This is a genomic window from Halomonas sp. AOP12-B1-6 (genome assembly GCF_052379225.1).
GTDB lineage: Bacteria > Pseudomonadota > Gammaproteobacteria > Pseudomonadales > Halomonadaceae > Vreelandella > Vreelandella casei.
On sequence record NZ_JBQSYK010000006.1, the window covers coordinates 77,744 to 100,814 of the forward strand.

Annotated in this window: 21 protein-coding genes and 1 tRNA gene; 6 read left to right on the top strand and 16 right to left on the bottom strand. The window is 55.1% G+C overall.

Going from position 1 to position 23,071, the window contains the following annotated elements:
• Positions 1-39: 39 nt before the first annotated feature.
• The 5 genes from ACT3TR_RS16235 to ACT3TR_RS16255 all read right to left on the bottom strand — a co-directional run bounded on the left by ACT3TR_RS16235 (position 40) and on the right by ACT3TR_RS16255 (position 5,228).
• Positions 40-669 (bottom strand): histidine phosphatase family protein, encoded by a 630-nt coding sequence (locus tag ACT3TR_RS16235; RefSeq protein WP_444625786.1) that lies wholly within the window; start codon positions 667-669, stop codon positions 40-42.
• Between the two features lie 162 nt (positions 670-831).
• Positions 832-2,763, bottom strand: coding sequence for an alkaline phosphatase family protein (locus tag ACT3TR_RS16240; RefSeq protein WP_444625785.1), 1,932 nt, complete (start codon positions 2,761-2,763; stop codon positions 832-834).
• 15 nt (positions 2,764-2,778) lie between these two features.
• Positions 2,779-4,158, bottom strand: coding sequence for a sensor histidine kinase (locus ACT3TR_RS16245; protein WP_444625784.1), 1,380 nt, complete (start codon positions 4,156-4,158; stop codon positions 2,779-2,781).
• Positions 4,155-4,829, bottom strand: a complete 675-nt coding sequence (locus ACT3TR_RS16250; RefSeq protein ID WP_096276329.1) for a response regulator transcription factor — start codon at positions 4,827-4,829, stop codon at positions 4,155-4,157. Before ACT3TR_RS16250 ends, ACT3TR_RS16245 begins: the two co-directional genes overlap by 4 nt.
• A 30-nt stretch (positions 4,830-4,859) precedes the next feature.
• Positions 4,860-5,228 (bottom strand): PepSY domain-containing protein, encoded by a 369-nt coding sequence (locus ACT3TR_RS16255; RefSeq protein ID WP_441672895.1) that lies wholly within the window; start codon positions 5,226-5,228, stop codon positions 4,860-4,862.
• Between the two features lie 148 nt (positions 5,229-5,376).
• On the opposite strand from ACT3TR_RS16255, the gene ACT3TR_RS16260 reads away from it, so the two are divergent.
• Entirely contained in the window at positions 5,377-5,853 is a 477-nt protein-coding gene (locus tag ACT3TR_RS16260) for a PepSY domain-containing protein (protein WP_441686380.1), read from the top strand.
• Between the two features lie 147 nt (positions 5,854-6,000).
• Complete coding sequence (locus ACT3TR_RS16265) at positions 6,001-7,008, top strand: DUF1853 family protein (RefSeq protein ID WP_444625783.1); 1,008 nt, start codon at positions 6,001-6,003, stop codon at positions 7,006-7,008.
• Here ACT3TR_RS16265 and proB read toward each other — a convergent pair.
• The 4 genes from proB to rplU form a co-directional block, all read right to left on the bottom strand.
• Positions 7,003-8,142, bottom strand: a complete 1,140-nt coding sequence (gene proB, locus ACT3TR_RS16270; RefSeq protein ID WP_444625782.1) for a glutamate 5-kinase — start codon at positions 8,140-8,142, stop codon at positions 7,003-7,005. The genes ACT3TR_RS16265 and proB overlap by 6 nt on opposite strands.
• A 98-nt stretch (positions 8,143-8,240) precedes the next feature.
• Positions 8,241-9,428 (bottom strand): Obg family GTPase CgtA, encoded by a 1,188-nt coding sequence (gene cgtA, locus ACT3TR_RS16275; protein WP_444625781.1) that lies wholly within the window; start codon positions 9,426-9,428, stop codon positions 8,241-8,243.
• A 171-nt stretch (positions 9,429-9,599) separates the two neighbouring features.
• A complete protein-coding gene (gene rpmA / locus ACT3TR_RS16280; protein ID WP_096276340.1) occupies positions 9,600-9,857 on the bottom strand; it encodes a 50S ribosomal protein L27 in 258 nt (85 codons plus the stop codon).
• Positions 9,858-9,886: 29 nt separating this feature from the next.
• Positions 9,887-10,198 (bottom strand): 50S ribosomal protein L21, encoded by a 312-nt coding sequence (gene rplU / locus ACT3TR_RS16285; RefSeq protein ID WP_444625780.1) that lies wholly within the window; start codon positions 10,196-10,198, stop codon positions 9,887-9,889.
• A 327-nt stretch (positions 10,199-10,525) separates the two neighbouring features.
• On the opposite strand from rplU, the gene ispB reads away from it, so the two are divergent.
• The 3 genes from ispB (at position 10,526) to ACT3TR_RS16300 (ending at position 13,074) form a co-directional block, all read left to right on the top strand.
• Complete coding sequence (gene ispB / locus ACT3TR_RS16290; protein ID WP_441686388.1) at positions 10,526-11,530, top strand: octaprenyl diphosphate synthase; 1,005 nt, start codon at positions 10,526-10,528, stop codon at positions 11,528-11,530.
• A 90-nt stretch (positions 11,531-11,620) separates the two neighbouring features.
• A tRNA-Pro gene (locus tag ACT3TR_RS16295) sits at positions 11,621-11,697 on the top strand.
• 231 nt (positions 11,698-11,928) lie between these two features.
• Positions 11,929-13,074, top strand: a complete 1,146-nt coding sequence (locus ACT3TR_RS16300) for an MFS transporter (protein WP_444647239.1) — start codon at positions 11,929-11,931, stop codon at positions 13,072-13,074.
• A gap of 21 nt (positions 13,075-13,095) precedes the next feature.
• Here ACT3TR_RS16300 and ACT3TR_RS16305 read toward each other — a convergent pair whose 3' ends face one another.
• Entirely contained in the window at positions 13,096-13,878 is a 783-nt protein-coding gene (locus ACT3TR_RS16305; protein ID WP_441686392.1) for a TSUP family transporter, read from the bottom strand.
• A gap of 321 nt (positions 13,879-14,199) precedes the next feature.
• On the opposite strand from ACT3TR_RS16305, the gene ACT3TR_RS16310 reads away from it, so the two are divergent.
• The gene (locus ACT3TR_RS16310; RefSeq protein ID WP_444625779.1) at positions 14,200-15,246 is read left to right on the top strand and encodes a hypothetical protein; all 1,047 of its coding nucleotides are present in this window, start codon (positions 14,200-14,202) and stop codon (positions 15,244-15,246) included.
• 77 nt (positions 15,247-15,323) lie between these two features.
• Here the strand turns inward: ACT3TR_RS16310 and ACT3TR_RS16315 are convergent, their stop codons facing one another.
• The 6 genes from ACT3TR_RS16315 to ACT3TR_RS16340 form a co-directional block, all read right to left on the bottom strand.
• On the bottom strand, positions 15,324-17,087 hold the full coding sequence (locus ACT3TR_RS16315) for a peptidase M14 (RefSeq protein ID WP_444625778.1): 1,764 nt from the start codon (positions 17,085-17,087) through the stop codon (positions 15,324-15,326).
• Positions 17,084-17,938, bottom strand: a complete 855-nt coding sequence (locus ACT3TR_RS16320; protein WP_441686398.1) for an ABC transporter permease — start codon at positions 17,936-17,938, stop codon at positions 17,084-17,086. The genes ACT3TR_RS16315 and ACT3TR_RS16320 overlap by 4 nt, the downstream gene beginning before the upstream one ends.
• 2 nt (positions 17,939-17,940) lie before the next feature.
• On the bottom strand, positions 17,941-18,864 hold the full coding sequence (locus tag ACT3TR_RS16325; RefSeq protein ID WP_096276391.1) for an ABC transporter permease: 924 nt from the start codon (positions 18,862-18,864) through the stop codon (positions 17,941-17,943).
• A gap of 97 nt (positions 18,865-18,961) precedes the next feature.
• Positions 18,962-20,491, bottom strand: coding sequence for an ABC transporter substrate-binding protein (locus tag ACT3TR_RS16330; RefSeq protein WP_444625829.1), 1,530 nt, complete (start codon positions 20,489-20,491; stop codon positions 18,962-18,964).
• A gap of 113 nt (positions 20,492-20,604) precedes the next feature.
• The gene (locus ACT3TR_RS16335; RefSeq protein WP_444625777.1) at positions 20,605-22,461 is read right to left on the bottom strand and encodes an ABC transporter ATP-binding protein; all 1,857 of its coding nucleotides are present in this window, start codon (positions 22,459-22,461) and stop codon (positions 20,605-20,607) included.
• Between the two features lie 263 nt (positions 22,462-22,724).
• Entirely contained in the window at positions 22,725-23,060 is a 336-nt protein-coding gene (locus tag ACT3TR_RS16340) for a hypothetical protein (RefSeq protein ID WP_096276395.1), read from the bottom strand.
• Positions 23,061-23,071 lie beyond the last annotated feature (11 nt).

Sequence of the window (23,071 nt, forward strand, 5' to 3'; positions counted from 1 at the left end):
CTCATAATGGCGTAAAGCATGCCTAGCCGCCAACAATGCTTAACGCCCTATCCACTCAATAAAGCTGGTGTCGCCAAGCGCATGGCGTTCATGGCGCACTCGGCTCATCGCCGCATAGGGCAGATCCATCGCCAGCACTCGCGAAAGCGGCTGTTCAAGAACCTGTCGCAGCAGGCCGTTGCAGACAAACAGATGGGCCACGACCAGCACATGCTGACCGGGCGGCTGGAGAAGTAGCCGCTGCCATACCTCAGCGAGCCGGGCATCAAATGCTTGCAGAGTTTCGCCATCAGGGGGCGCGACCTCGGCCGGATTATGCCAAAACGCACTCATTCGTGCGGTGCCTTCTACGGCGGTTACCTCTGCATAAGTTCTACCTTCCCACTGCCCCAAGTGTAGCTCGGCGAGATCATCTTCCACCTGCACAGGGAGATCAAACTCTTCGCCTAGCCACAGGGCAAACTCACGGCAGCGCATCAGCGGCGAAGTGACAATCGCATCGTAAGGTAAATGGCCTTCGACCGTATGGCGCATGACCGCATCCTTCACCTGCTGCCATCCTGCGTCACTCAGAGGATGGTCAGTTGAGCCCCGCAGCATACGCCCACCCACCGGCTCACCATGACGTAACAAATCAATGGTGGTAGCGGTTGCATCAGAAAAACGCATTTTAGGCCCCTGGTTTTTTAACGCATCAGCGCGCTTAAATGTAGTCAGCAGATAGCGATATCCTGCCCCCTTCAGATGACAGCACTGGGGCACTTCTGTGACGAGTTAATGACGCTTTGGAAAACGGGTGGCGCCATCGCGGCAAGACCCACTCACCAACGATTAACGCCCGCCTTTTTGCTTGAGGCGCTCGGGCGGCGGGAACACCACATCGCTACCGTTCACATCGAGCTGGCGGATATCCGTTGGGTAGCCTTTCTCGTCGAGTGTGACTAAACCAATGCCGCTGGCGTTCCAAAGCCGCTCCCCGGCACTCGCCCGGTCAGGGTCACGGGGATGAACGCTGAGTTTGCGGCGCTTCGTAAACCAGTTAAGCGGCGACCACGGGGCATACATCCAGCGGTTCAGTCGATCAAAGGTATTGAGAAGATTCTTGGGAAAAGTGTTTTTGATCCCGCTTGAAGTAATCTGCCACAGGTGAGGAGCGCGCCGCTGATGGCGCACGACAATGTCGTAGACAAACGAGTAGTGCACATCGCCAGAAAGAATCACGTAATTGCCCGGCGTTTTAGAGTGCTGCCAAATTTGCAGCAGCGCGTTAGCAGCGCCTCGGTGCGCCATCCAGTTCTCAGCATCCACCACTAACGGCTTACCCACGGCGGTAAATAGCTTTTGAATGCTTTCAATTAATTTGACGCCAAACATCGGCGCAGGCGAAATAATCACCGCGCTTTTAGCGCCCATGAGTGCCTGCTGCATTTCCATCAGCGCTTCCCAATCCATGAGACCAGAAGGCCGCTTGGGGCTGCGCTCACTGCGCCAACGGCGGGTGCGGGTGTCGAGCACAATAAGCGCAGGCGTACCGGGGATTTGAAACTCCCAGCCCTGAAAACGCAGCAACCGCTCAATTAATCCATCTTGCTCAGCACGCGCGAGCACCTCGCGGCCATCGCCCAGCAGCGTAGCGGCATGGTGAATTAATGGATTGAGCTTATCCGGATCATTACCCCATGCTTGGCAGAGCGAATACGCGACCAGGGCATTACCGATAATGCGCTTAGAGAACGGATGGCCGTAGGCGGTTTGCTCCCAGTCAGCGGTAAGGTTCCAGTCATCGGTTACGTCGTGATCATCAAAGATCATCAGGCTCGGCAAGTGCGCCATCAGCCGCGCACACTGGGGCAAGCCCTCAACAAAGGTATCGATCACCTTCTGCTCTTGGCGATAAAGCTCGGCATCTTTTTCATCTAATGCGGGCGGCGTGGGAGCAATCACTTGCCAGGCCACCGGCGACCACACCAAACAGTAGATGGCGAGCATTTCCGCCAGCGTCATTAAATGGTTGTGGGCATTGGCTGACGTAAACACCGGCTTTTTGACACCGCCGAAAAAGCGCTCGCGCAGCGCGGCGTTACTGGTGAAATCCGGCAGCAGCGCTGCGCGGCAATAATAGCTGTCAGGCGAGTCGTACAGCGCTTGGCTATCGTCTACCGTGGCGCCTTCTAACTGTTCGTCGACTAATCCTAGGCGTTCAATCAACACATGTACGGCGCGCAGCATCGGCCCAGCAACGTCATCGGCGTAGACTTGATCACCGGTCATCAGTAGCCAGGCAGGCCACTCGGTAGGCGCTGCCTGCTGATCGGCAAGCCAGCTGTCGGCACGCACCAAACCATCGGGGCTATCGTGATGTGGCTTACGGCAAGAGCCATGCATCAGCCGATGATGGCGCGAGGCAATTACAAAGGCAGGGTAATCGGCGCCTTCATAGCGCAGCCAGGGCGCCCACTCAGGCAACGACTGCACGCCACCCTGCATCGTTTCAATCTGCAGGTCGTATTCGATACGCTCGTCGCAAGGCAGCGGCGTATCAAGTTCAATATCAATCAGATGGATAAAAGCGCGCTTACCGATGGCAACGCACTGATGGTGGTGCGCCAAACCAATGGACTCGGCGTCATGCTGGCCAGGCCGTAGCACCAGCGTCATGGTCAGTGGCCGAGTGGCGACAATCCACATTACTAGCCGGGTCGTGCTGATGCGCCGTAATAAAGGACCCACTAAAATATCGGGCAGCGTATCCGTGCCATGCATCCAATGAAATCTCCGTTATCCGTTCGCCACCACGGGCAGCCCAACTTCTACGTTTAAGCCGCCTTCGCTGCCGCGGGAAAGCTGCATATGGCCGCTGTACAAAGCGACAAGGTCGGTGACGATAGCCAGCCCCAAACCACTGCCAGAGCGCTGCTCATCCAGACGCTTTCCTCGCTGCACCGCCTGCTGGCACTGCGCGTCAGACATGCCGGGGCCATTATCACTCACGATAATAGTGAGCTGTTGTTCGTTAACCTGGACCTGCAGCTGAACATCGCTGTGCGCCCAGCGCAGCGCATTATCCATTAAGTTACCTACCAGCTCCTGAATATCTTGCCCATCCATATGCACGTTCACGTCACGCTGCCATGTTTGGCGCAGCGTAATGCCGCGCCGCTGGCCAAGCTTGGCCAGCCCGGTTAGCAGCGGCGCTAACGTGGCATGCAGATCAATGGGGGCAAAGCGAGCGCCCTCGCCCGCCGCCGATGCACGCGCTAAATGATGGCGTACCGCGCTGTCTAAGCGCGTTAACTCCACGTCCCAGGCAGCACGGCTGTCTTCCGGCAGCTGGCGAAGCTGTAGACGCATCACACTCAGCGGTGTTTTCAGCGCGTGGGCCAGATTACCGGCCGTGTGACGCCCGCGCTCAATTAAGCGTTGGTCCCGCGCCAGCACCGCATTCATTGAGGCGGCCAGGGTCGCCAGCTCGTCGGGCAAGCGGGTGTCCAGCTGCTCTGCATGCCCCTGCTCTACCTCATGCAGGTTGGCACGCATACGCCGCAGCGGCGCTAACCCCCAGCGAACTTGCAGCGCCAAAACGCCTAATAGCAAAATGCCTAGGCCCGCCAAACCGCCCCAAAGAAGACGTTGGAATTCGCGAATATCCGCAGCTAATACATCGTCCCGCGCGGCAACGCTGATATGCAGGGGTCTTTCCAAAGGCGCTAAATAGATATCACGCTCAACAACGCGCAGCGATTGCCCGCGCGGGCCTGACAATGAGCGCGCGCTGAGAGTGTCATTGGCAATAACCGGCAGGCGTTGATCCCACAGCGAGCGGGAAGCCAATGTATGCTGGCCAGCATCGGTTATTTGCCAGTACCAGCCGGAGTAAACGTTATCAAACCGTGGGTCACCCAGCGCCCGATCGTGGACAAGCTGCTGGGTGGTGCGGTCATAGGTGACGCCGGCAATGATCACATTGAGCGTGGCCTCCAGGCGCTCATCAAAGGCCTGGGTCGCTGATAAATGGTAATGATGAGAAAGCAGCGTACCGGCAACAGGAAGGGCCAGCCCCACCATCAGCAGCACCGCCAATAGTAGCCGCACGCCGATGGAACGCCCGGCCCAACGCTTTTTCCATTGATTACGCCACGCAGAACGGGGGTGACTCATTCGCTGGCGGGCTCTTCTTCCAAGAGCCGATACCCCTGCCCCCGCAGCGTGGCAATGCGCCAGCTGCCCAACTTACGGCGCAGGCGGCTGACCTGCACGTCGATCACGTTAGAGTCCGGCTCATGGTCACGGTCGTATACGTGCTCTGAAAGCTCGGTACGACTCACCACGCGCGGTGCGGCATGCATTAAGTAGCCGAGCAGGCGCGTCTCTTGGGCGGTTAATCCCACCGGACGCCCCGCCAATGCGACGTGCTGCGTATGCGTATCTAAGCTGAGCTCGCCGGCTTTCAATATCGGGTGTGCATGCCCGTGGCTGCGGCGAACCAGGGCGCGCAGGCGAAAAAGCACTTCCGCCGGTTCAAAAGGCTTAGTGACATAGTCATCGGCACCTGCGGTAAAGCCTGCCGCTTTATCGGCCCAGCGCTCACGGGCGGTAAGAATGAGCACGGGCAGGTCAATACCATCTTCGCGCCAAGCCGCTAGCCAGCGAGTACCGTCACCGTCGGGCAAGCCTACATCCAAAATGAGCGTGTCATAAGCTTCCGTGCGCACCAAGAAATCGGCATCTTGGCCCGTGGCCGCATGCTCTACAAGCCAGTCGCCGTCGCGCAGCGCCTGACTTAGCTCGCGGGCGAGCGCGTGGTCGTCTTCTACCAGCAAACACTTCATGACTGACTACCCTTTTCTTATATAAAAAAGCTAACGGCGCATATCGTTAATGCGCACACCTTCAATAGACATTAGCTCACCGCTTTGGCCGTCAAATTCAAATTCAACGATCTGGCCTTGGGGTCCGAGCAGCTTAATTTCATACTCTACAAACCCGCGCTCACGCTCCACCTCAACTTCGAGCACCTCACCAATATAGTGAGCTTCAAGCCAATCTAAAATAGTGTCCAGCGGCACCACTTCACCACGATTCACCTCGCCATGCAGAGATTCCCAGGGCTGATCGCCCACTGCACTACTGACCAGTAATAGCGCTAAGGCTAAACTGGCAACACTGCGGCAAGCGCTTTTTTGGAAGCGGCCTAGTGGCGTTATAAGGTGACGTACGACATTACTCATAGTGCCAGAATGCCTAAGACAACATGAACGTTAGATGAACGGTTTTGTCAGCTTAAGGAAAGTATCCCAGTGGTATAAATTCCCTGTCGCATTGGCTGAGTGCCATTGATTCACGTAAATGATTCGTCACGTAAAGAAGGAATTTGCTATGAACACCATGAAAAAAATGCTGCTGATCCCGACCTCTGCCCTACTACTTGCCGCTGCGGCTGGCAGTGCTCAGGCTGATTCACTGCCAATGGATCGTATTGATGACGTATTGACCCACGCAAGCGACTACGGTTTCACCCATTACGAAGAAATTAGCATTAAAAACCGTGGCCGTGTGGAAGTAGAAGGCTGGTTGGACGATGAGTGGTATGCCGATATTGATTTCTCACTAGATGACGGCGAAACGCTGCAAGAGCAACGCGAGCGCCTAGTCACCGGTGCCTGGGGTATGAGCGAAGACGATATTCGCCAAGCGCTGAATGTTGCCAGCCAGGAAGGCATGGTGGAGTTTGAAGACCTCGACATGGATAAAAGCGGCATGATCGATGTTGAAGGCCGTGACGAAAATGGCCGTGAGCTGGAAATCAGCGTACGCCAAGGCGCTGATCAAGTCAGCGAGATTGATCGCGACTAATCTATCGCATCATCTCTACTAGCGGTGTTTTAAGCCGCCCTGCGGGCTCCCTTCAAGGGAGCCCGCTGCGTTATAGCCCCAGCAATAGCCAAGCGTCATAATGGCCTCAGCAGGAAGCGAATATAGCCGCAGACTGAGGAGAACGCCGTGCAAAATGACGACATTGATGGCCAAGCCCCCGGCGACACGCTACCCACCGCGGCGCTGCGTGATTTAGCCTGGCTAGCCGCCACGCCGGACCTTATTGAGATGGCGCCACCGATTCCCTGCGCAGGCCGCCCGACGCTTAAAGAACTAGGGCTGGAAAACTCGCTGTTGCCCTGGCTGCGTCAACTCCCAACACCTTCGCTAACAGCTTTAACGGGGTCGCGGGCCAATCGCATGGGGCATTATCACGAACGCCTTTGGCACACGTTGCTCGATCACTCCCCCAACACACGCATGCTAGCGCACAACGTACGCATTACGCGTCAGCGCATTACGCTGGGTGAGCTGGATATGCTTTATCGCACTCGCGACAACCCGGCACCGATACATTTGGAGGTGGCGATTAAGTTCTATCTGGGTTTGCCGGAAGGGCCTGGGGAGTTGCGTAGCCAAAGCCGCTGGATTGGCCCTGGCGGAGCAGATAGCCTAGCGCTTAAGTGTGCCCATTTACAGCGCCACCAGTTGCCGCTTTCCACAACGCTACCTGCGTTGGCAACCCTGAATCATTGGCTGGCACCGCGTGACCTGGGCGCCTCTAAACTAACGCTGGGTGAGCAGTTAACGCAACGGCTAGCCATACCGGGCGTTCTGTACTACCCCTGGAAAACGCCCTGGCACACAGAGATGCCTCCACCAGAGGGCGCCACGCTGGATCACCGCCGTGGCCGCTGGTGCTATTGTCGCGACTGGCCTGCGTTTGTCGCCAGCTCAGCTGCAGTACCCACGATAGCCTGGCTGGAAAAACCGCACTGGCTGGCACCACCGCTACCCAGCGTTTTTCGCCCCATTGATGAAGTGCTGCCCGGCGTCATCGGTAGAGTACAAGCTTGGCGCTCACCCCAGCAGGTCATGCTGTATTACCAGAATGAACGGCGCTATGAGCGCGTTTTTTTGGTGCCTGACGACTGGCCGCACCAAGTGCCTTTACCGCCGCCAGCTCGCTTATAAGACCACAAGATTATCGCGGTGAATCAACTCGTGGGCTTCCACATAGCCAAGGATTGCTTCAATTTGATGGCTGGGCTGCCCCGCTAGCTGGTGCGCCTCATCAGCGCCGTAGTTCACTAAGCCTTTGGCCACTGACGCGCCCTGCTCGTCCACGCATATCACCATATCGCCACGCTTAAAGCTGCCCTGCACATTGCGCACCCCAACGGCTAATAGGCTAGAGCCTTTATCGCGCAGCACTTTCACCGCGCCGGCATCCAGCACCAGCGTGCCGCGCACCTGCAGTTGCCCCGCCAGCCAACGCTTACGCGCCGCGATCGGCACCTGATCAGGGCGCAGCAGCGTGCCCAGCGACTCACCCGCCATTATCCGATTGATAACGTCAGGCTGACGCCCGCTAGCAATCACCGTGACCGCCCCAGAGCGCGCCGCCAGCTGCGCCGCACGCACTTTAGTACTCATGCCACCACGCCCTAGCGCACCGCCGCTGCCTGCAACAGCCGCTAAGCGAGGGTCGTCGGCGCGCCCTTCGGCTATCATCTGAGCATTCGGATTATGCCGCGGGTCGGCATCAAACAGACCTTCCTGATCGGTCAACAGCAGCAGCGCATCGGCTTCCAATAGATTTGCAACCAGCGCTCCGAGCGTATCGTTATCGCCAAAGCGAATCTCATCGGTGACCACGGTATCGTTTTCATTGATCACCGGCACCACGCGCATTTCCACCAACGTGCGCAGCGCCGAAAGCGCATTGAGGTAGCGCTTGCGGTTAGAAAGATCGTCGTGGGTGAGCAACACCTGCGCCGTGAGCATATTGTGGCGCGCAAAATGCTGCTCATAGCACTGGGTGAGTCCGTTTTGACCCACCGCCGCAGCTGCCTGAAGCTCATGCACCGCGCTGGGCCGCACCTGCCAGCCAAGGCGCACCATGCCAGCAGCCACGGCGCCAGAGGAAACCAGCACCACCTCAACACCGCGCTGATGCAAGGCTGCTATTTGATCCACCCAGCCGCCGATGGCCGGTTCGTCCAGGCCGCGACCATCGTTAGTCAGTAGCGCACTGCCGATCTTTACCACGACTCGACGCGCCCGACTCAATGCGCTGCGTCCGAGAATTTGCTCGTTACTTTCCATCCGCCCCACCTTTATCAGACACAATAAGGGCCGCGCGAACGCAGCCCTTATTAGCTTACTATCTTACACCCTTAGCTAGGTCACGCTATTTTGCCAAGCTATGGGGCGTATTCAACTTCAACATCATAATCATCGTCGTCGAAATCTTCGTCGTCTTCATCGTCACGCTTACGCCGACGACCCAGACGCGCTTCAGTACGCGCGACCGATTCTTCTTCCATGCGACGGCGCATTTCTTGCTCACGAATCAGCGCTTCTTCATCTTCGTGCTCAAGGCGACGCTGTTCGGTCAGCCAGCGATACGCCGCCTGAACCAGCTTATCGGTGCCATCGTTACTGATAGCCGAGATACGGAACACCGGGCCTTCCCAGTTAAGCGCCTGAATAATCGCCTGGGCGCGCTCTTCGCGCTCGTCTTCCGGCAGCAGGTCAAACTTATTCAAGACCAGCCAGCGCGGACGCTCAGACAGCGCCGGTGAGAACTGCCCCAGCTCGCGCACAATCGCCTTCGATGCCGCGACCGGATCAGACTCATCAAACGGCGCTACGTCGACGACGTGAAACAGCAGCCGCGTACGCGTCAGGTGCTTCAAGAAGCGCAGCCCTAAGCCGGCACCGTCAGAAGCCCCTTCGATCAGACCCGGCACATCGGCCATTACGAAGTGTTCGTGCATGCCCAGCTTCACCACGCCTAAATTGGGTACTAGCGTAGTGAACGGATAGTTAGCGACCTTGGGCTTGGCGGCAGACACAGAGCGAATCAGCGTGGACTTGCCCGCATTAGGCATACCCAGCAGACCCACATCGGCCATTACCTTCATTTCCAAACGCAGGTTACGGCGATCACCGTCGGTACCGGTTGTGGTACGACGCGGCGCGCGGTTGGTCGAAGACTTAAAGTGGATGTTACCCAATCCACGCCGACCGCCTTCACCCACCAATACCACCTGGCCGATCTCGGTTACATCCGCGATGACTTCCAAGGTATCTTCGTCAATTACCGTGGTGCCGACCGGCACTTTTACGTGCAGGTCTTCGCCGGCCTTGCCGCTCATTTGACGGCCCATGCCGCCCTGGCCGTTTTGCGCTTTATAAAAACGCTGGAATTTGAAGTCGATCAAGGTGTTAAGCGCATCGTCACCAATCAGGTACACGCTACCACCGTGGCCGCCATCGCCCCCATCGGGGCCGCCCCTGGGCACATATTTTTCGCGGCGAAAGCTCAGACAGCCATTGCCGCCTTTGCCCGCCTCAACAATAATCGAGGCTTCATCGACGAACTGCATTGGATTCTCCCGGCCGCTTCCGCCGCCCTAATATGCAATACTTTTTTTCACCGGCGCTTTTATCCACCATCGTGGTAGCAAAGCGTATGCGAAAAGAGTTTTAACCGACAAAAAAGCCCCGCCATAGCGGGGCTTTTTTACGCAGCATCTATCTAGCGCTGCGTTTTTCGTTTATGCAGAAACGATGCTAACGAACTTACGGTTTTTGGGACCTTTGGTCTCAAATTTCACAAAACCGTCGCTCAGCGCGAACAGCGTGTGATCGCGGCCTAGGCCAACGCCTGTGCCAGCGTGGAAGCGCGTACCGCGCTGACGCACGATGATGTTACCCGCAGTCGCCGATTGGCCACCGAACAGTTTCACACCTAAGCGTTTAGACTCGGAATCGCGACCGTTACGCGTGGAGCCAGCTGCCTTCTTATGAGCCATTGCAAAAACCTCCTAAAGGGACAAACCGCTTACGCGGAAATTCCGGTAATTTTGACTTCAGTGAACCACTGACGGTGGCCCTGACGCTTCATGCTGTGCTTACGGCGACGGAACTTGATGATCGTCACTTTATCGCCACGGCCGTGGGAAACCACTTCGGCAGAGACTTTAGCGCCGTCAATCATTGGCGCGCCAATGTTGAAGTCATCGCCGTCTGCAACCATCAGCACTTCATCAAACTCAATCGTTTCGCCGGTAGCGACTTCGATTTTTTCGAGCTTGAGGGTCTGACCTTCTTGAACGCGGTACTGTTTGCCACCGCTTTTAATAATTGCGTACATGTCACTCTCCGGACTTGTCGTTAATGCCAATTACGCCCCGCGTAACCAGCGCTCATCGCCTTCCGCTCTTATCGACCTGCTGCGAGTGGCGCCCCTTCTGGAGCCATCTGACAGGGAGCATGATGAGTGGGTCGCGGATTATAACGACTATCTCCTCTTACCACAAGACTACCTGTACTCGTCAATGGTTGGGAGAAGCCATCACGGCTGAGCGCGCCTTGACGACCAACAGGCAGCGCCATAGCATGAGCCCAACGCATCATCCTAACGAATGACATAACTACGGGCGGCACTTACCGCCTTCACCTGCCGCGATGAACGGATCCAATGACCGCTAACGTCTCCTCAGCCCAACCCGTCAGCCCAACGCCTTCACCGCTGCACGCCGTGGTGGCCGATGACTTCGCAGCCGTCAATCGGACAATTATTGAGCAGCTCACGTCTAAAGTGCCGCTGGTCGAAACCATCGGCCAGTACATCATTGAAAGTGGCGGTAAGCGCCTGCGCCCTCTATTGGCGCTTTTAGCTGCGCGCGCGCTCAACTACACCGGCGAAAAACACATCCCGTTGGCAACGCTGATTGAGTTTATGCATACCTCGACGCTGCTGCACGATGACGTGGTTGATGAATCACACATGCGCCGGGGCAAGAAAACCGCTAACGATGCCTGGGGCAATGCGCCGTCGGTGTTGGTGGGTGACTTTCTCTATGCCCGCTCCTTTCAGATGATGGTCGACGTGGGTTCCATGCGCATCATGGCGATTCTTTCTGGCGCCACCTGCATCATCGCCGAAGGAGAAGTGCTGCAGCTCACCAACATTGGCAATCCCAGCATTTCTGAGGCGGACTACTTCGAGACCATTTTGGGTAAAACCGCCATGCTGTTTGAGGCGGCTTCCCACAGCGGAGCTGTGCTGGCCCAAGCTACTCCCGAACAAGAGCACGCGCTTCAGTATTATGGCCGCTATCTGGGTCTCGCGTTTCAGCTGATTGATGACCTGCTGGATTATCAAGGCGACGCTGACGCCATGGGCAAGAACGTTGGCGACGACCTGGCCGAAGGCAAGCCGACGCTGCCGCTGATTCACGCCATGGAGCAAGGCACCCCAGAGCAGGCCAAACTCATTCGCCAGGTGATTCGCCAAGGCGGGCTTGAGCAGCTAGACGCCGTACTGGAAATTGTTCATGCCACCGGCGCACTCGACTACACCCGCCAGCGCGCCGAAGAAATGGCCGACAAAGCCCTTGAGCAACTGGACGCTCTACCGCCCAGTGCTTATCGCGACAGCATGGCGCAGCTAGCCCGTTTAGCCGTTGATCGTAAAGCATAAAAATTGCTCGATCACGCTATCAAGGGCTTGAAAAAATGGCCTTGGATAAGTATGATCCACTCCCCCTGTTGAGCAGTGCTCGGCAGCTTTCGGAATATAGCTCAGCTTGGTAGAGCGCTGCCTTCGGGAGGCAGAGGTCGTAGGTTCGAATCCTGCTATTCCGACCATAGAATTACTAAAAACGGCCATTTCGCTTATCAAGCGATGGCCGTTTTTTTTGGATAATCGTTGGGCCTCCAGACATAACGGCTAGCCTTTAGGCCTTGATGCCGGGCTCACCCCAGGTGATAACTAGCCTGCTAATAAACATGTTAAGATTAGCGCTTTCGCTCTAAACGCTCTCCCCCTCTCTCTTGATGTGGAAAAAGACTATTAGCTCATTAACGCATATTAAAGCCGTGCTGCTGTTTGCCAGCACCATGACGGTGATGTCGGGTGCAATCATTGCGCCGGCGCTACCGGGTATCAGCCGTCACTTCCCTGACCAGCCTCAGGTGTTGATCCAGCTAATTCTGACTATCCCTGCGCTGATGATTACGCTGTTTAGCCCGCTCATGGGCTATCTGGCCGATCGATTTGGGCGCAAGAAACTGCTGCTGATGATGCTGTTTATCTATGGTTTTGCAGGGGTTGCGGGCTTTTTTATCGATCGCGTGGATTTACTCTTAAGCTCACGGGCCTTAATGGGCATAGCGGTGGCAGGCATTCTCAGTATCAGCACCACGCTGGTGGGCGATTATTTCGATGGCCACGAGCGCATGCGCTTTCTGGGGCTGCAAAGTAGCTGTATGGCGCTGGGCGGAGTAGTTTTCATTAATCTGGGGGGAATACTTTCCGATTGGAGCTGGCGAGGGCCGTTTTTACTTTATCTAACCGGCGTTCTGCTGCTGCCATACGCATTGGCGGTACTTCAGGAGCCCAAAAACACTGGCATCACCAGCAGTGGTATAAGCGATGCGCCTGTCACCGTGGACTATTGGCGTACCGGGCTGGCTTATTTTATCGCCATGATAAGTATGATGATGTTTTACATGTTTCCCGCGCAACTTCCCTTTTTGCTTTCTCAGTCAGGCGAAATCAGCGGTTTGCTGATCGGTATTGCGCTTTCCATGGCCGCTCTTACGGCCAGTATCGTTGCCTTTGGTTATGGTTACTACAAGCCCTTCCTATCGGTCATGACGATTTATATCTTAGGTTTCTTGCTGGCAGCCGTCGGATTTTTGGTGGTGGGATTAACCACAAGCTATGCCATGGCGATCGTCGGTGCGGCTATTTCCGGCCTAGGACTGGGCGCTTTTATGCCCAACACCACCACCTGGCTAATGCGCATTACGCCTCAACGGGTGCGCGGCCGAGTGTTTGGCGGCTTTACCTCGACCTTCTTTTTCGGGCAGTTTGTGTCGCCGGTCGTGGTCGCCCCCGCGTTGATTTGGCTCGACTCCTTGCGCAATGTTTACACCGCAATGGCGGTGCTTTGCTGCCTATTAGCAGCCGCGCTGCTGATACTGAGCAACACCTATTTACGCGCCGACAGCCAGCTTTAGGCTGCGGCGCTTTAGCCCACGTTACGCTGGCGGATGAACCAGCCCCACCACGCTCACCAGCAGTAATACCCCACCCAGAATGCGAAAGAATAGGCCCGTATCCGCTTTAAGCATATAGCGGTGGGCCTTCTCGCCCAGAAGATGGCCAAGAAAAGCGCAGGGCAGCAGCCACAGCTGATGGATTAGCTGAAGGTCTACGCCTGCAATCAGGAACGAGACCATCTTGATGACTACCAGGATAAACCACAGCACAAACATGGTATCCCGCAGCTGCTCTTTGGCCACATGCGTGGCGAACACCGCCACAATCAGCGGTGCACCAATCAACGAGGTGCCGCTGACGTACCCACCGAGCGCCAGCAGTACGTAATCAACGTATTTATTTTTACTCTTGAACGGTCTGTTGAGTACGTAGCCAATGGCATAAATGAAAACAATGCCAAAAATAATACTGGTCATGACCTGAGCGGGCAGCGTCAGCAGCCCTATCACGCCAATAAGCTTAGGGATGATCATGATTTTCAAGGCTTTGAAAAGATAGCCCCAGTCAATATTGCTCTCTGCAATTGGAGCCCCCAGCCCTTCTTTTTGCAGTTGGCGATGCCCGCTCCATGCAATCCAGCTGGAAAAAATCATCAGATGAATAGCGATAATCGGCAGAAAGACGAGTGGCTCGTTCACCACTAACAGCAAAAATGGTAGCGCCAGCACCGCACCGCCAAAGCCCAGGCTGGTTCTCACAAAGCCGCTCCAGGCGAAAATCAACCCGATAAGAAGATACTGGTACCAGAATAAATCGGTCATTGGCTCGCTTACTGGTCTTTATAAGTGAAAGTAATCGCCCAGCGCACGCAAAAAGAGTGGCTTTCCAGCGTTGTCCAAGAGGCCTTGCCTGTACCTTCTCAGGTCATAAAGCAGTTCAATCCTCAGCCCTTTAAAGATTAAAGAAAACAAAACAAAAATAACAACTCTTATCGTCACATCCTTTGCTATCTTGAAAATGTATGAGGGCGTCAATACGACCAACCACGAATACGGCTTATTTCAACGGACGACAGGTCGCTGCCCACCAGTGCCGACTTGCTGAAGGGCACCTTAGTAAGTGCTCGATAAAAGGAGTAGACCATGCCAGAGACCACTATTGGATCGTTTCGCGAGTCAATCGACCGCGTGTCATGGGGAAGCGTCATTGCTGGTGTTGTGACCGTCCTCGCCCTTTCTGCTCTGCTGTCACTTCTTGGGACGGCGATCGGCTCTAGCGTGATTGACCCGATGTCCGACAACCCCTTTGATGGGCTGGGTACTGCCTTTGGCATTTCTTCTGCCATTTTCTTGATTGTAAGCTTTGCCGCAGGTGGTTTTGTGGCTGGCCGCTTGGCCAATAGTAACGGCTTCATACACGGATTTTTGAGCTGGGCAACCGCAACCATTCTGTCTTTAGCGCTGATTGGCTTCGCTGCTGGTCAAGTAGCATCGAGTGGCGCTAGCGCTATTGGCTCGATTTTATCAGGCGCCGGGCAGGTGACGGGGAGCGTTGCGCAAGGCATCGGCAGTGCAACATCGTCACTTGGCGAACAGCTGAGCGAGAATTTCGACTTCGACCCAGGCACTGACTCACCGTTGGATGACCAGAACATTCGTAATCAGGTTAACCAGATACTGCGCGACACCGGCGCTGAGTCACTGCAGCCAGAGCACCTACGTAACCAAGCGCAAGATGCCGTCGGCGATATTCAAACAGCCGTTAGAAGCCTTGCCAATAACCCTATGGAGTACGAAGCCATCCTCAATGAGCTGCTTGAAAAAGAGCGCGCTCGGCTTGAAAATATCCAGCAGGACGTAGATCGCGATGCACTGGTCAATGCCCTAACAAGCAACACGGATATGACCGAGCCCGAAGCTGAAAACTTCGTCGATGAGTCCATGGCGCGTCTTGATTCAGGTATTAATGAGCTTGAGCGTCAAATCGACCGCTTAGAATCCCGCATTCAGCAGGCTCAAGAAGAACTTGCGCAGGCAGAGCAATCGCTGCGTGAAACTGCCGAAAACGCCACCGAGAGCATCCGCAACTCTGCTCTGATGATCTTCATTGCCATGATTATCGCGGCACTGATCAGCAGCGCTGCCGGTTTTGCGGGTAGCAAAACGCAAACTAAGCGCCGCATCGCTTAAGCTAAGCAAAACGCCCGGCGATTGGGGTTAACTCCAATCGCCGGGCGCTTCAATGTCATCCCGCCTGCTGCTAGTGCTTAGTCGTTCAATACGAGTGTTTGGAAAGCTTTATAGGCCGCCACTACCGTTGCCATTTGGGCGGTATGAGCTTGCACAAATGCATCGCCGGTTACGGTCTCGTCAGGATATTCGGTAATCAGCATTAATGGTGTTAGCTGATCAGCATCTTCCGACATGAGATAAGGAAAGCCATTCAGCACCGGAAACGTGAGCGCGCCCGCATGGGTTTCAAACAGCGCGATTTGCGTGGCATTAAGCTCGACAAGCCCCGGCACTTGCGCAAGCGCCTGAGTAACGGCTTCGACTAATTGCATCGCCGCCACTTCCCACCCTGGCTGGTGGCGAAGAATCAAAAAGAATCCCTTAGGAATCGTCCACATTTCAAAGCCACGGGGCACGTAGCCCGTTAATGGTCGCGTCCATTCATGAGCAGGATAGCCATGCAGATTAACATGCAGCCCGGCACCGCTGGCCGCAAAAGCCTGTTCGCGAATAGCGTGTTCGAAAGGTTGGCCTAGCGGCTGACTCTGCAGATCATTACCAAAAGCGGTATAGCGCGCGGCATGATGCATATGACGCGGCTGCGTGGCGATGAGCCGATTCTGCAGAGCGTAGCCGTCGGGATTCTCTAAAGGAGAAATAACAAAGTGTGCCTGCGGTTGCGCGCCAAGCTGCTCAGCAGCACGCAATGCCCCGACAACACCCGATGTTTCGTTGGCGTGCTGCCCAGCACTGATCATCACAGCACGGTCACTGCCGACGACATAGCGCGCTTCTACCGCTCTGCCCGCACGAGTACTTGCATACAGCGCTTGGCCGCTCAGCGCGGCCAACGTCTGCTTGACCTGCTCAGTGCCAATAGCCTGCGAAGCAGTCTCTAGCGCCACGGCGGCACGTGGCGACGGCGATGAGTCCAAGGGCCGTAAGCTCACTCGCAAGTAGGCAGTTTCACCCTGGGTCGACACTTCCGGCACAATCTGGCCCGGTTGAATCGAACGATCTCCCAATGCTAAGCCCGCCTGGCGCTGAAAATACTCCAGAGTAGAAAAATACAGCTCTTCGTGGAGCGCTTCGCTGAGGCTAATATGCTCATCGTCCCACGCCAAGCGGCGGTCGCTGCTGGGCAAATGCACCGTGAAATTGAGTTCTTCGAAGTACGGCGATGCGTTCTGCCACCGCGCTGACGCTAGCGTCGACATCGCCGCCTGATAGAGCGCTTCGTAGTCTGTCTCAATCACCGATTCACTCATTTCGCCCTCAGGCGAGGTTAGCCGCAGCCAACCGCAGGGTGAATACTGGTCCTCGCCAACATGATCTTGATGATACCGGTTGGGCGCGGCGACACGATACGTTTCCTGATTACCTGAGCTGCGTTCCACCTTAACGCTGTAGTGGGTCGCCGATGTCTCAACGCCCTCCCAGCGTAACGTAACGTCTTTTGGAAGCAGTGCGGCAAGCGGATAAGCTTCTAGAAGAAACCGACGCGACGAAGGCTCCAACACCGGATACTCAATCACCAGTGACGTCAGTGACACCCAACTAAGCTCTTCCAAAAAGAAATGCACTAGCGGCTTGTAGGCACTGCGTAGGCAAGCGCTGACCCCGGCCGCTTTGAAAGCAGCCTGCGTACGTTGACGCTCGGCTTCGTCATCAAACACCCAGGCCTCTAGGCGATATCCTTGATAGGCGGGCGTGGCGTATGTTTCCAGCAAGGCACGCGTGGTGCGGGGAAAAGAGCGCTCAAGCAGCGTCTTGACCTGGGTGCTATTGGGCCTATTCATAGCGAGGTACGTCCGGTGGGATCAAGCGCATCGCGCAGCCAGTCGCCGAGCAAGTTAAGCCCTAGCACGGTTAACAAAATAGCTAGGCCAGGAAACACGCTAACCCACCACGCCGTTTGCAGATAAGTGCGCCCTTCCGCCAACATGCCGCCCCAGCTAGGAATGACGGGGTCTACGCCTAGCCCTAAAAAGGTCAGGCTGCTTTCCAACAAAATGTTATTCGCCACGTTAAGGGTCATCAGCACGATGACGGGGCCAATCAAATTGGGCAGCAGATGTTGGAAGAGAATGCGGATATCTTTTACCCCGATCGCTTTGGCCGCCAGGATAAACTCGCGATCTCGTAGCGAAAGCACCGACCCCCGAACTAGGCGCGCGTACTGCACCCACTGGGAAATAATCAGCAAGATGATCATGTTGGTCAGGCCACCACCAATCACCGCAATAAAGGTAATCGCCAATAGAATGAAAGGCAGCGCGAGCTGTACATCGGCAAAGCGCATGACAATCATGTCTACAAATCCGCCGTAGTAGCCGGATATTAAGCCCATAATAATGCCGATAACTACCGCACCAAGTGCAGAGTACACCCCGACTTTCAGCGAGATTTCTCCGCCGATAATGACCCGAGCCAGTACATCCCGACCTAACGGGTCCGTGCCGAAGGGAAAGCCAGCTTCTGTTAACGGCGGCGTTAAGCGATAGGCTAAATTTAACTCCGAGCCGCCGCCCGGAAACAACCAGCCAGAGAAAATAACCGCCAGGCCAATACCACCAAATAGCAGCACACCGAGAATAAACTCTAGGTTTTTAAAACGTTTTAATTTATCGGTTTTGAGAGCAGCCATCATGGTTATTCCTTACGTACCCTAGGGTCGACCAAGCCATAAGCGATATCAACGATCAGATTGATAGAGATGATCATTAACGAGAGCACCGTAATTACGCCCTGTAAGACGGGATAGTCACGCGACGACACCGCTTCGAAAGCTAGCGTGCCCAGCCCCGGCCAGTTAAAGACTCGCTCGACCACGACAATACCGCCCAGCAGCCCGCCAAACTGCAAACCGAAATAAGTAATCAGCGGGATAGAGCAGTTGCGTAGCGCATGCTTGTAGAGCACCACGTTATTAGAAAGCCCTTTGGCACGCGCCACCATAATGTATTGCGACCGCAGCGTATCCAGCATGGTCGTTCGCACTAGGCGTACGTTAGTAGCGGTCAAAATGATCGCCATTGTGGCAGCGGGCATAATAAAGCTAGCGATTCCCTCCATACCGCTGGGCGGCAATAGATTGAAGGTAATCGAGAAGAGCAGCACAAGCATGATAGCTAGCCAAAAATTAGGAAAAGAGAGCCCTATCAGGGAAAAAATCCTAATCATTTGATCCGGCCACTTGCCTCGCGATACTGCCGCTTTAATGCCTAACGGAATAGAGATCACAATAGACAACAGCAATGAAACGAAGGCTAACGCGAGGGTCGCAGGTAAAGCACGCCCAATGAGGTCACTTACCGGGGTGCCACCCATAAAGCTGCGGCCAAAATCGCCCACTAATAAGCCACGCAAGAACTCCAGATACTGCGCCAGGAAAGATTGATTCAAGCCTAACGCTTCACGAATTTTTACCAGGTCTGCCTCGGTAATACTGCCCGCGCCCTGCGCTAGCATCACTGCTGGGTCGCCGGTAAGCCGAATCGCAAAAGACACGATTAGCGTAACGGCAATCACCACGAAAATAGCCTGCAGTATTCGATATAAAAGAAACTTTGCCACTATGACCCCTTTGCTCTTAAGCGCGTATCGCCGTTAGATGAAGTGCCTGCTGTCACGTATCCGGCCGCTCTTTCAAGCGGCCAGGTTGCATCACGTTTCAGTCAGCGACATCGACATCGGTCAGGCGCATACGGTTATCCGGAGCAGGCTCAAAGTTCTCGACGCGATCGTTCACACCGTACAAGGCATTAATACTGTAAAGCGGCATTTCCAGCGCGCGATCTTGGGTATAGCGTGCAATCGCCTGAAGCAGGTCTTCACGCTCATCCTTGTCTGAAATACTGCGCTGTGCTTCTAGCATTTCATCTAATTCAGGGTCGCTGTCGTAAGGATTCCAGCGCTCGCCGCTGTGGTACATCAGGTAGGCCGTATTATCGAAATCGAACGTCCAACCACCCCACTTTTGTTGGAACATCTCGCCCGTACGCCCTGCGGGAATAATGTCATTCAGCAGCACATTGGTTTCATAAGGCTGGATTGAGGCGGTCACGCCTACGGCCTGCAGATAGGAAGCGACGACTTGAGCCACCTCGCCAAAGGTCGCATCGTTACCTCGCACATCAATCTGCACGGTAGCGCCAGGCTCGATGCCGGCATCATCCAACAGCTGGCGAGCCTGCTGTGGATCATAGGGCAGCGGTTCCATTTCAGGATCATGACCAAACGACTGAGCGCCCTGGAAGCTGGCAATCATCTCGCCTTCACCCGCTAAAATTGCGTCAATAATAGCCTGGCGGTCGACGGCCATGATTAATGCTTTACGCACGCGCTCATCGGCGGTAATACCTGACTGGGTGTTAAAACGAATCGCTTCCACGGTCGGTGAAGGTACGCTGACAATGCTCACACCGTCGTGATTTTGGATCGTATCAATCATACCGATAGGAATAGTCGGTGGGATGACGATATCAACACGCCCTGCCTGCAGCTCAGCAACAGCGGTGGAGGGTTCAGAAATAAAGCGATAGGTTACATTTTCCAGCTTCGGCGCCCCGCCCCAATGGTCGGCAAAGGCTTCCAGCTGGATATCCTCACGAGGATTGTACGCCACCACCTTGAAGGGGCCAGTGCCAACGGGATGAGTATTGAAATACTCGTCGCCATGCTCTTCCAGGTAAGCCGGAGGTACGATCATTGCACCGTAACCAGCAAGCTTGGTCAATAACACCGGATCCAGCTCATTGAGATGGAAGTCAACGGTGTAATCATCAATGATTTCGACGCTTTCAATCGCGGTGTAGTTAGAACGCTGCGGCCCTCGCGAACCTTCCTCGCCCAGTAAACGATCAAAAGTGAACTTTACCGCTTGGGCATTGAAGGGTTCGCCGTTATGGAAGGTGACGCCTTCGCGTAGCGTGAAACGAATACGGGTGCCGTCATCCAGCTCCTCCCACTCGGTAGCCAGGCCGGGCACCAGCTCCAAATCAGGCCCGCGATACGTTAAGCCATCGAAAATATTGGTGGCAACCGACGCCCAATTGACTAGAAAAGTATCGATAGGATCCCAGGTACCAGGGTCCTGGGGTGATGCGATAGTTAACGAACCCGCTTGTGCCGATGCTGAAAAGGCAACGCTTAAGGCCAGGCTCGCGATCACGCTATTGAGCACCGTTTTAGTTTTTAGCATGTTAGGTTTTTGCATGAGGTTCACTCCTGTTTTTTGTCACTAACCTTGCTAGAAAATAACGAGCAAGGTGTTTTTTTAGAGCACTATCTGCCGGGCGGTCGCTCAACAGGCAACTAAGATGCCAAACGCGCGTCAGTGTCGGTTTCCTGAGCAACGAAATGACCGGTGCTCACCTGCACTAACGGCACATGCTCAGGCTCATCACCGACCTTGCGAATGGGGCTGAGAATATCGCCTTGTAGCAACACTCGCTCTCGCCGATGGCCAGGGTCCGCCACTGGCACAGCGTTCAAGAGTTTGCGGGTGTAAGAGTGCTGAGGTGTATCGAATACCGCTTGACGCTCACCCAGCTCGACAACTTGGCCTAAGTGCAGCACTGCAACGCGATGGCTCATTTTTTCCACCACCGCCATGTCATGGCTAATGAATAGATAGGCCAAGCCTTCGTCTTGCTGCAACTCCATGAGCAGATGAATAATCTGCGCCTGAATTGACACATCTAGTGCAGACAGCGCTTCGTCCGCAATAATCAGCTTAGGCTTGGATGCCAGCGCACGCGCGATACATACTCGCTGCCGCTGGCCGCCCGAGAACTCGTGAGGATAGCGATCAGCCTGCTCTGCGCTTAGCCCAACGCGTTCCAACAGTTGATCAACCCGATGGCGTATCGCTTTTGTACCGTGCAACAAACCATGGGTGCGGATCGGCTCAGCAATCGAAAAGCCCACCGTTTTGCGTGGATCTAAGGAGGCGAACGGGTCTTGGAAGATGTACTGCACCTCCTGGCGCAGGCGCATTTTTTCGGCGCGCGACATGTCTGCTACCGCCTGGCCGTTAAAGCGTATCGTGCCGCTGGTACTTTCTTGCAATTGCTGAATAGTGCGTCCGATAGTCGATTTTCCAGAGCCTGACTCACCGACTAGCGCCAAGGTTTCACCAGGGAAAATAGTGAAGCTGACATTTTCTACCGCATGCACTCGATGGCTAATGCCGCCAAAGAAACCCTTACGAATATCAAAGCGAGTCACTAGGTTTTCCACCTCTACCACCGGAGTGGCATCGGTTTTAGCGGTATCCTGCGTTTTGCTTTCACCCCGCGTCACCGCCGCATTAGCCTTAAATTCAACCAAAGGGTCCATTCGTGGCAGCGGCTCGCCTCGCATACTCCCCAGCGTTGGCACTGCGGCGAGCAAGGCTTGAGTGTAGGGATGCTGCGGATTGGCAAATATCTCCTCCACTGTGGCCTCCTCTACCTTCTCGCCATGGCGCATGACCACTACCTGATCGGCCATCTCCGCCACTACGCCCATGTCATGCGTAATAAAGATAACCGCCATCCCCAGCTCCTGCTGAAGGTCGCGCATGATGGTAAGAATCTGGGCCTGAATCGTCACGTCCAGTGCCGTGGTAGGCTCATCGGCTACCAGCACCTTCGGTCGGCAAGCTAACGCCATGGCGATCATTACCCGCTGACGCATGCCGCCCGATAGCTGATGAGGGTAGCGCTTCAGCAGTGCTTCTGCATCGGCCAAGCGCACCAACTTAAGCAATTTGACCGCCTCAGCTTGTGCCGTGGCCTTGGTATGTTTTTCATGCAGGACGAGTACTTCGGTAATTTGGTCACCGATAGTGTAAACCGGGTTCAGCGACGTCATCGGCTCTTGAAAGATCATGGCAATTTCCTTGCCACGTATCTTGCGCATCGCCTTATCGGAAAGCTGCGCGAGGTCTTGCGTTTGCCCACCCTCGGCATCGCGACAAAAATGTATCGAGCCTTGGGTAATCTCAGCGTTCATGTATTCAACTAAACGCATGATGGCAAGTGACGTCACCGACTTTCCTGAACCTGACTCACCGACGATGGCGGTTGTCTTGCCAGGATAAACATCAAAACTTAGATTATTAACAACGCAGTTAGAACCAAAATTCACGCTCAAGGAGCGAACCGATAGCGCGGGTGTCGTTATCACAAGATGCCATGCTCCCTGCTCGTGGGCAGCGCTGTCTTTTGATCAGCGTCAATGTAGGCTGCCCAGAGCGTTCGTAAACCATTAGTCGTATGTAGTAATTACTTCAAACTACTTATATTGTTAAACTTTTGTCAATTTATAATCGTATAACACCCGCGAATTCATCCCGCCGTTAACACCTGAAAATTTCAGTACACGCACAAAAAACTCCCATTTCGGGAGTTTTAAAGCTGCGTACCTATACGCTTTGCATGCACACGAAATTATCCCACCCGGTGCTGCTTGAGAACGGTAAGGCTGCGTTCTTCTTCATTTTGGGGCTGGGAAGGTGCCTGGCGGGTGCCGACCAGCACGTACCATTCCGCTTCGGAAAGGTACGTTTCGCACCAGCGCCCCAGGATAAAAGCACTCTCTTCGCGGGTGCGCTGGCCACTGCGGTAATCATGGGCTAACAGTAATAAATTCTGCCGGGCAGTGCGTGCGCGGGCATTACCACCGTGTACTTTTGCCAGCGGACAGCGTCGATCATACGCTGCGTTGGTCAACGCGTTGAGCCAACGTTCCAATTCATGTGCCTGAATGCCGCCATACACTGCCACGCTTAAGCTCC